Below are 7,231 nucleotides of genomic sequence, written 5' to 3'. Positions count from 1 at the left end.
TGAAACAGGCGCGTACAGTAGATACCCTGACCTGGGATTTGTAATTTATGACATAAGGAGGCTCGCCTACACAGTGCAGCAATTCCTAGCATTAACCTAAGGTTTATGATTAAATAATTATCGAACTTAAGTAATTTCAATGAGAACATTCACCTCCTCCGGCATTAGCCCATTATTCCATGGGTTTGATAAGCTGAGGTTATGAGCATTGAGTCGTGGATAGCTTTTAAACTGTGATCTAGGGTAAGTGGATGCAGTGGATAGGCTTAGTGAGGCTGAAAGATGGCTTAAGCAAGCCCTCAGGGATTTAGATGCTGCTAAAAGTAGCTTAAATGGTGGTTACTATGAGTGGGCTTGCTTTCAGGCTCAGCAGGCAGCCGAGAAGGCGCTTAAGGCCTTACTACATGGGCTTGGTGTGGGCGTATGGGGTCATAGTATTGTTGAGCTCCTCAACGTGCTTAAGGATAAGTACAATGTTGATGATTTAATGACGTTTGCCAGGGAATTGGATAGGCACTATATACCCACCAGGTACCCGAATTCATTTGAAAGCGGATACCCTGCAATATACTATGATGCTGAGGTTGCGGAAAGGGCTATTAAGGCTGCTGAGGTGATTTTATCGTGGGTGAGGGAGAAATTGAGGGAGATTGGTTTAGAGAATTAGAGGTATTCATTAAGGAATTATCCTCAACAATACCCATCGAGGCGGTGATCCTATATGGATCAATGGCTAAGGGCTTGGGGGGAGTTTGGAGTGATGTTGATGTTTTGGTTGTTAGCGATACCTTTAAGGGCATACCTATACTTGATAGGATTAGCCTACTCCTTAAGTTTAAGAGGGGGAGGATTGAGGCATTGGGCTATACTTTTGATGAATTAGCTGGGATGGTTAATTCAATTAATCCACTGGCGTTGAACGCATTAATTGAGGGTAAGATCATAATTGGCAGTGATAGGGTTAGGGAATTAGCGGAGGAGGCTAGGAAATCATTCGTAAGAAGGGGTAGGTCATGGCTTAAAATTAAGTAATACTATGTGGTATTATTACGCTAATACCTAACCTTTTAGCAACCTCACTCCACTTATCATCAAGCATTAAAAATGGTAATCCCTCACCCACTGCTAATGCAGTATATAAGGCATCATAGATTGTTATTCCATTCCGACCCCCTTCCTGCCCCTTAATGGGTGGGGTTTCTGGGGTCTTAGGAGTTACCCCCTTAATGGAGACTACCAGATAATGCATGCTTTTTCACCTTAAAACCCTACTCCGCCTTAAAAAGACGAAGCCTATAGCTCATCTTCATTACGATCCTTCCTCACAGAATGCAGTTACCCATAGGGTAGTTGTGATGTACTTAAGAATACGAAGTAGTAATAATTTCAAAGCCTACGGAACTCATCCAATAGTAATGTAGTGAAGCAGGAAGCCCCTCCTTAAGGTAGCCTAACCAGCCGCGTAGTGGTTAAAAATTAATATTAATTAAAGCAGCTTATGGTTGAGTGGAAGTGCATGGTGTGTGGCGGTAATGTTGTGGATGGTCAATTATTCACCTTCATAAAGGGTGGACCCATCCACTGGTCCTGCCTAGTTAAGGTTATTAATAATAAGTTTAATGGTAAGGTGCCTTCAGATGTATTGGCTATCTTAACCATTAATAGGCATATTCATGAGGGCATAGTGATAGCTAAGGAGGGTGAACAAATGGCTTCCGATGACTCCGTTAAGCAAGTGATAAATTCCAGGCGTAAGTTACTGGAGGGTGAGGCCGCTAAGCTTAATGTGGATATGCTTAAGTTAATTGAAAGTAAGTATGGCGTTAGTATCCCATAATTTCAATACTCATTAAATTTTAAAGGTAGTGGGTTTGAATTAAGGTGAATTAGTGCTTGGGTTTAATTTAAGTATTGGCATCACTTGGAGGTTATCATACTCAGCATATTATCTAGGGAGTCAACTAGCCTTTGTGCGTGTTCCTTAGTGTGTATTATTGATGGTAGTAGGTGAGGCATGTGTTCAGTCATATATAGTACGTTATTAACCCTCATGTATAGGTGCATTAGGTCGTACAGCCCCTCACTAATCCTAAGCTGGTAAGCCTCCCTAACATTAATTGGCTTTCTCTTAGTAAAGTGAATCCCAGTCATACTACCCACCCCAGTTACCCAGCATAACCTATCATGGATTTCGCAAACTTCATTCATCCTCCTCCGCGCCCAATCCCAAAGCGAATTCAATTCCTCATAAACCCCCCTATTATTATTAAGGTAGTTAACTAGCGTATAGCCTGCGGTGAGGGTAATTATGTTGCCTGTGAATGTACCACCATGGAAGCTCCTCAACTTAGCATTCGGCCGCTTAACCTGATTGAGAAGCTCCATTACCTCAGTATTAGATACTATTGCGCCGGCACCAGGGTACCCACCCCCAACGATTTTACCTAGGGTAACTATATCTGCCTTAACGTTAAAGTACTCCTGCCCACCACCTAAGGCAAGCCTAAACCCTGTTATAACTTCATCAAATATGAGTAATGAACCATACCTACTGGTTAGCTCCCTGACGCCGCGTAGGTAACCAGACTGAGGTTCAATGCAGCCCCCTGAGCCTAACACTGGCTCCATTATTACCGCGGCTACATCATGTGTGCTCAGCGCCTTCTCAAGGGCGTTTAAGTCATTGTAGGGAACCACTAGAGTGTATTTAATATGCTCCTCAGGCAGGCCCAGGCTCTCAGGCCCCTCAAAGGGTGGGTTAACGCCAACATGTAATGCATCGTAGCCGCCATGCCAGCCCCCCTCAATCTTAACAATATACCTACGGCCAGTGTAGGCTCTGGCGAGCCTAACAGCATACATGTTAGCCTCAGTACCACTATTTGAGAACCTAACCATTTCAGCATTAGGTACAACTCTAGTGAGTAATTCAGCATAATCCACCTCGAGGGTATTGGGGTAACCTAGGTGTGTTCCATTTAATGCAGCCTCATTAACAGCTTTAATAATGAAGTCAGGTGAGTGGCCCATTATGTGGGCTCCATGGCCCATCCAGAAGTCGATATATGAGTTACCATCTAAGTCCCATACGAGGGTGCCTTTAGCCTTAGTGATGTAGACTGGGTATGGTTTAAAGAACCTTATTTGATAAGTGGTACCACCTGGAAGCACCCTGGATGCCCTCTTGAAGAATTCAGCTGACTTAATTGTCTTAGCTAAGTACTCTGATTCAAGCTTCCTCACTAATTCCTGAACCTTATCACTTAGGTTAAGCATACTTAGCAGCCAGGGTTCGCTTAAATGATTATTAACGGTTTCCACATCATTAACCTAGTATAGGATTAATGAACCTCATTAACTACACTTGCGAAGTATTCATTAATTAATTTACTCATTATTAAAGCTAGCTCATCATCATGATCCTTAATAACCCTAAGTAACTCAGCAAGCAGCTGCTTACTAACCTTACCCTCAATGCACTCCCCATATAATGCCTCATGAAGCTTGCTTAAAGCCTGCATTGAATTAACGGCAATGCCATACTTAGACAAGACCCTACCCTCCTTCTCAATATGGCTACCCAATACTTTCACCAGCCTACTGCAGTTAACCTCACCCTTAACCGTACTTAGGATTAACTTAGCCAGCATAATGTGCTCAACCCTTAAGACGGATAAGTAAGTTGAGGTTAAGTCGAATAAATCATCAGTATTCATGGCCATTATCAACCATAGAATGGCTTCTGGGTCATGAGGTTATTAATCAATATACTTAAGGGTGGTGTGTAGCCGGCAACGTTCTCATCCACCACGGCAACATTACTAACCCTATTAACACCAACCACCACTAGGTCATTTGGTAGAACGTAGCTACTGGGGGTCTGTAGGCCATAAGCCCATGAGAGGACATTAAGCATGAATGATAAGTAGCCGCTTACTGTTAAATTAAACTCCCTATAGCATGCAGTGTAATTAACGCTTACGCCCAATTCAGATAATTTACTGGTCATGTTGCTTAAAGTAATGTTTAAGGCGAGGGTAGAGTTCTCATGAACCTTAAGGCTAAACCATTGAAGGAACTCCAGCGACGCTGCCTTACTGACATTATATGTGCAAATGTATAGCGGTAGGAACTTCTGAAGAACACTACTGCTGCCGTAGTATGATATTACGTTAGGCACTATGATTAGGTTAACTTCACCCCTCTGAATCATATTCATGATTGTTGAGTTAAACACATTACTTAAAGTGTAGTTAGCATCATCGTAAGGATTAAGGAAGTAGATTATCCAAATTGGTGCAGATGAGTTACCGTACTGTAGGCCCATGGTTGAGGACATGCTAATTATATCACTTATATGCTGGTTAAGCACTGTGTAGGTTGGCGTGAAGTCAGGGCCCTTACTTGGCTTAAACGCATGGGCAAATACTGAGAAGACCACTGCCGCCGCTATTACTGCAATGGCTACGTATGTTATGAGGGTGTCGGTGTTCATTAACGACTGACTTAGGTTAGGATTTAAATGCTTTAGCCAAATATTAGGCTGAACACTTAACAATATTGTAGCCTGAGGCCTTCCTTAACCTATTCATTACTGCTAAACCAATACCAATCTCCGGATAACCCTCAGCTACGGCTAAGTCAACATTCATTGAGTCAATTAACCTAAGTGAGTGGAAGAGGTTCTTAGCCACAGTGTATAGGTTATTCCTTGACCCAACTTCAATAACCCTAAACCCAGCATTCACATATATGCTACATGTCTCACTACTGCATAATACTACCACCTGTTTCCCCTTCTTAGCTTCATCACTGGCTAAATCTAGTGTTAACTTAACTAAGCCATCCAGGCTACTGCATTCAGAAACAATGAGTGGCTTATCTGGGGCATAGTGCCTATACTTCATGCCTGGGGCAAGGGCCTCCTTAAATTGGCCAAGCCCAAGGGCCTGCTCAGGCACTTTAATTTCCCCAAAGATCCTCCTCAGCTCCTCCACTGTGAATGGGCCAGGCCTATAGAGTATTGGGGGCTTCTTAGTGTAGTCTATTATTGTTGACTCCACGCCAAAGAATGTTTCGCCACCATCAATTATTAAGTCTATTTTACCCCAAAGATCCCTTATAACGTGCTCAGCCCTAGTTGGGCTGGGTTTACCGGATATGTTTGCACTGGGTGCTGATATTGGTGTGCTCTCCCTTATTAAGGCTAGGGGTATTGGGTGGGCTGGCATTCTAACCGCTACTGTGCTTAACCCACAGGAGGCTACTTCACTAATCCTACTACTCTTCCTTAAAATGACGGTTAATGGACCTGGCCAAGCCACCTTAAGCCTCTCCTCTAAGTCGCTTGGAACGTCCTCGGCAACCTCATGGAGTTGATTAAATGATGATATGTGGACTATGCTTGGATTATCCATGGGCCTATTCTTAACAATGTAAATCCTCCTAATGGCATCATCATTATAGGTTGATGCACCAAGCCCATAAACAGTCTCAGTGGGGAAGGCTAATAATCCACCTTTAAGTATTACATCAGCCGCAATCCTTATGAGGGCTGGGTCAGGGTTAACGGCATCAACCTTAATTAACTGGGTCATGGCGCAATTCCCAGCATCATGGGTCTAATAAAACTTTGCCCACTAACTATAGTTCACTGAATGATGCGATTAATTAATTGATTTAAGGGGATGCTTTTAAGTTTCCCTGCAATTCCTTATCGACTCAAGGTACTTAAGTGAATCAGCAATGTACTTGGCTAGTGGATTCTTAACCGGCTCACCCTGGCACCTGTACATTAATGCCGCACCCCTATAGGCTAATTCATAATCCTCAATAGGCATTATAAGTACCACAACCATATTACCTCCACTTAACCCAATCTTAACCTTAAGACCCATGGCTTAATCACGCATATGCCTTAAATAAGTGTATCAGGTAAAAACATGGATAACTTTTTAAACAATTCACCAATGGCCCTTAACTCTAATCACTAAGCCTTAGCCTCAAGCCTACTTACCCTATCCACCAGCCTCCTCTGCTCCTCCTTAATCCCCTCAATTTCCTCCCTTAACTTAGCGTATTCAACACCCCTACTCAACTGCTCCCTTATCTTAACTGCAATATCTCTAGCGTACCTCCTAAACCTACCGCTTAATTCAGCTGCTATGAAGCCCGGAGCCTTACCTGAGGCTATGGAGTCTAGGACTCCTAGGAATCTTGGATCCATGGAGTACTCCACCGCACTTAATGCTGACGATGCAACCCTCACGTACTGATCCCTTAAGAGTTCCATTAACCTATCGTAAACCCGCCTATTATCCACGAACCTACCTAGTAATTGAGCCGCAGTGGCTCTAATGAGCGTTGGGTAACCTAATTGAGTATGCTTCAGAATTATTTCAATAGCTTCATCTCCACCTAGTTCAGCTAAACCCCTTAACGCACCTTGAGTGATAACATTATTGTGGCTTGGATAATTAAGCGCCTTAACTAGCTCATTAAAGTAATCCCTAATACCAAGCCTGCCAAGGGCTTCAGCTGCACTGGACCTAACGTAGTAGCTTTCCCCATTATCTACCAGGATTGAAGCCAATACCTTAGCCGCATCACTATTACCCTTAAAGTTACCTAAAGCCTCAACTATAGCACGCCTAACTTTAGGATGCTTCTCCACGTTAAGGGCATTAATAAGGGGCTTAGCGGCATCAGGGATCCCAAGTTTACCCAATGCCCTAGCGGCCTCAGCCCTAATACCCCAGAACTTATCGTTAAGTAAAGCCTCAGTTAAGGCCTCAATTGACCTTGAACCACTATCCCCAGCCAATGCCTCAATTGCCTCAAGCCTACAGGCCACACTACTACTCCTTAACTCAGCCCTAGCCTCCTCAACACCCTTATCACTATTAACTGACTTAACGGCTACTTTAAACCCTGGATCAAGGCAAACATAGGCTGGCCTCCCCTTAACAGGTAGGTAGAGGGTATTGTACCTCGACTCAAGGTTAACTTTAATTAATTCAGTTGAGCCATCTTGGTAACCAACCTCAAATTCAATAGGTATTCTGTAGGCTGGGTATGAATCCTCACCCTGGGTTTGACTGATATTAATCCTCAAGTAGCCTGAATCATAACTCCAAGAATACTTAATACTTGGGTGGCCAGCTGAGTAGACGTATTGTTTAAAGAACCAGTCAAGGGGCTTATCAGCAGCCTCTTCCATGGCTTTTCTGAG

10 protein-coding genes are annotated in these 7,231 nt (G+C 43.4%); 3 read left to right on the top strand and 7 right to left on the bottom strand.

Going from position 1 to position 7,231, the window contains the following annotated elements; genetic code table 11:
- Positions 1 to 256: 256 nt before the first annotated feature.
- Together BP896_RS01860 and BP896_RS01855 are read left to right on the top strand one after the other, a co-directional pair.
- Positions 257 to 667, top strand: a complete 411-nt coding sequence (locus BP896_RS01860) for a HEPN domain-containing protein (protein ID WP_291765079.1) — start codon at positions 257 to 259, stop codon at positions 665 to 667.
- Entirely contained in the window at positions 625 to 1,032 is a 408-nt protein-coding gene (locus BP896_RS01855; RefSeq protein WP_291765077.1) for a nucleotidyltransferase domain-containing protein, read from the top strand. The genes BP896_RS01860 and BP896_RS01855 overlap by 43 nt, the downstream gene beginning before the upstream one ends.
- Here BP896_RS01855 and BP896_RS01850 read toward each other — a convergent pair.
- Positions 1,025 to 1,249, bottom strand: coding sequence for a type II toxin-antitoxin system VapC family toxin (locus tag BP896_RS01850; RefSeq protein WP_291765075.1), 225 nt, complete (start codon positions 1,247 to 1,249; stop codon positions 1,025 to 1,027). The genes BP896_RS01855 and BP896_RS01850 overlap by 8 nt on opposite strands.
- 249 nt (positions 1,250 to 1,498) lie before the next feature.
- Here BP896_RS01850 and BP896_RS01845 point away from each other — a divergent pair, with 249 nt between their 5' ends.
- Complete coding sequence (locus BP896_RS01845) at positions 1,499 to 1,837, top strand: DUF2175 domain-containing protein (protein ID WP_291765073.1); 339 nt, start codon at positions 1,499 to 1,501, stop codon at positions 1,835 to 1,837.
- Positions 1,838 to 1,917: 80 nt separating this feature from the next.
- Here the strand turns inward: BP896_RS01845 and BP896_RS01840 are convergent, their stop codons facing one another.
- The 6 genes from BP896_RS01840 to BP896_RS01815 form a co-directional block, all read right to left on the bottom strand.
- Positions 1,918 to 3,276 carry an aspartate aminotransferase family protein gene (locus BP896_RS01840; RefSeq protein ID WP_291765071.1) on the bottom strand — a complete coding sequence of 453 codons (1,359 nt, stop codon included), beginning with the start codon at positions 3,274 to 3,276 and terminating at the stop codon, positions 1,918 to 1,920.
- Between the two features lie 65 nt (positions 3,277 to 3,341).
- Entirely contained in the window at positions 3,342 to 3,716 is a 375-nt protein-coding gene (locus BP896_RS01835) for a hypothetical protein (protein WP_291765069.1), read from the bottom strand.
- Positions 3,717 to 3,724: 8 nt separating this feature from the next.
- Positions 3,725 to 4,495 carry a hypothetical protein gene (locus tag BP896_RS01830; protein ID WP_291765068.1) on the bottom strand — a complete coding sequence of 257 codons (771 nt, stop codon included), beginning with the start codon at positions 4,493 to 4,495 and terminating at the stop codon, positions 3,725 to 3,727.
- Positions 4,496 to 4,538: 43 nt separating this feature from the next.
- Positions 4,539 to 5,597, bottom strand: coding sequence for an L-threonylcarbamoyladenylate synthase (locus BP896_RS01825; RefSeq protein WP_291765066.1), 1,059 nt, complete (start codon positions 5,595 to 5,597; stop codon positions 4,539 to 4,541).
- A gap of 96 nt (positions 5,598 to 5,693) precedes the next feature.
- Positions 5,694 to 5,897, bottom strand: coding sequence for a hypothetical protein (locus tag BP896_RS01820; protein ID WP_291765064.1), 204 nt, complete (start codon positions 5,895 to 5,897; stop codon positions 5,694 to 5,696).
- 92 nt (positions 5,898 to 5,989) lie between these two features.
- Positions 5,990 to 7,231 (bottom strand): HEAT repeat domain-containing protein (locus BP896_RS01815; protein WP_291765062.1); only part of this gene is annotated, 1,242 nt, incomplete at its 5' end.

The organism is Caldivirga sp. UBA161, from assembly GCF_002506515.1.
Classification (GTDB): Archaea; Thermoproteota; Thermoprotei; order Thermoproteales; family Thermocladiaceae; genus Caldivirga.
The sequence above is the reverse complement of the archived record's forward strand: the minus strand, read 5'-3'. Positions and strand labels throughout refer to the sequence as shown.

Bases quoted from the DNA above. Each gene is read 5' to 3' on its own strand.
- BP896_RS01850 (WP_291765075.1), bottom strand. From the start codon at position 1,249: ATGCATTATCTGGTAGTCTCCATTAAGGGGGTAACTCCTAAGACCCCA.
- BP896_RS01835 (WP_291765069.1), bottom strand. From the start codon at position 3,716: ATGAATACTGATGATTTATTCGACTTAACCTCAACTTACTTATCCGTC.
- BP896_RS01840 (WP_291765071.1), bottom strand. From the start codon at position 3,276: ATGCTTAACCTAAGTGATAAGGTTCAGGAATTAGTGAGGAAGCTTGAA.
- BP896_RS01830 (WP_291765068.1), bottom strand. From the start codon at position 4,495: ATGAACACCGACACCCTCATAACATACGTAGCCATTGCAGTAATAGCG.
- BP896_RS01845 (WP_291765073.1), top strand. From the start codon at position 1,499: ATGGTTGAGTGGAAGTGCATGGTGTGTGGCGGTAATGTTGTGGATGGT.
- BP896_RS01825 (WP_291765066.1), bottom strand. From the start codon at position 5,597: ATGACCCAGTTAATTAAGGTTGATGCCGTTAACCCTGACCCAGCCCTC.
- BP896_RS01820 (WP_291765064.1), bottom strand. From the start codon at position 5,897: ATGGGTCTTAAGGTTAAGATTGGGTTAAGTGGAGGTAATATGGTTGTG.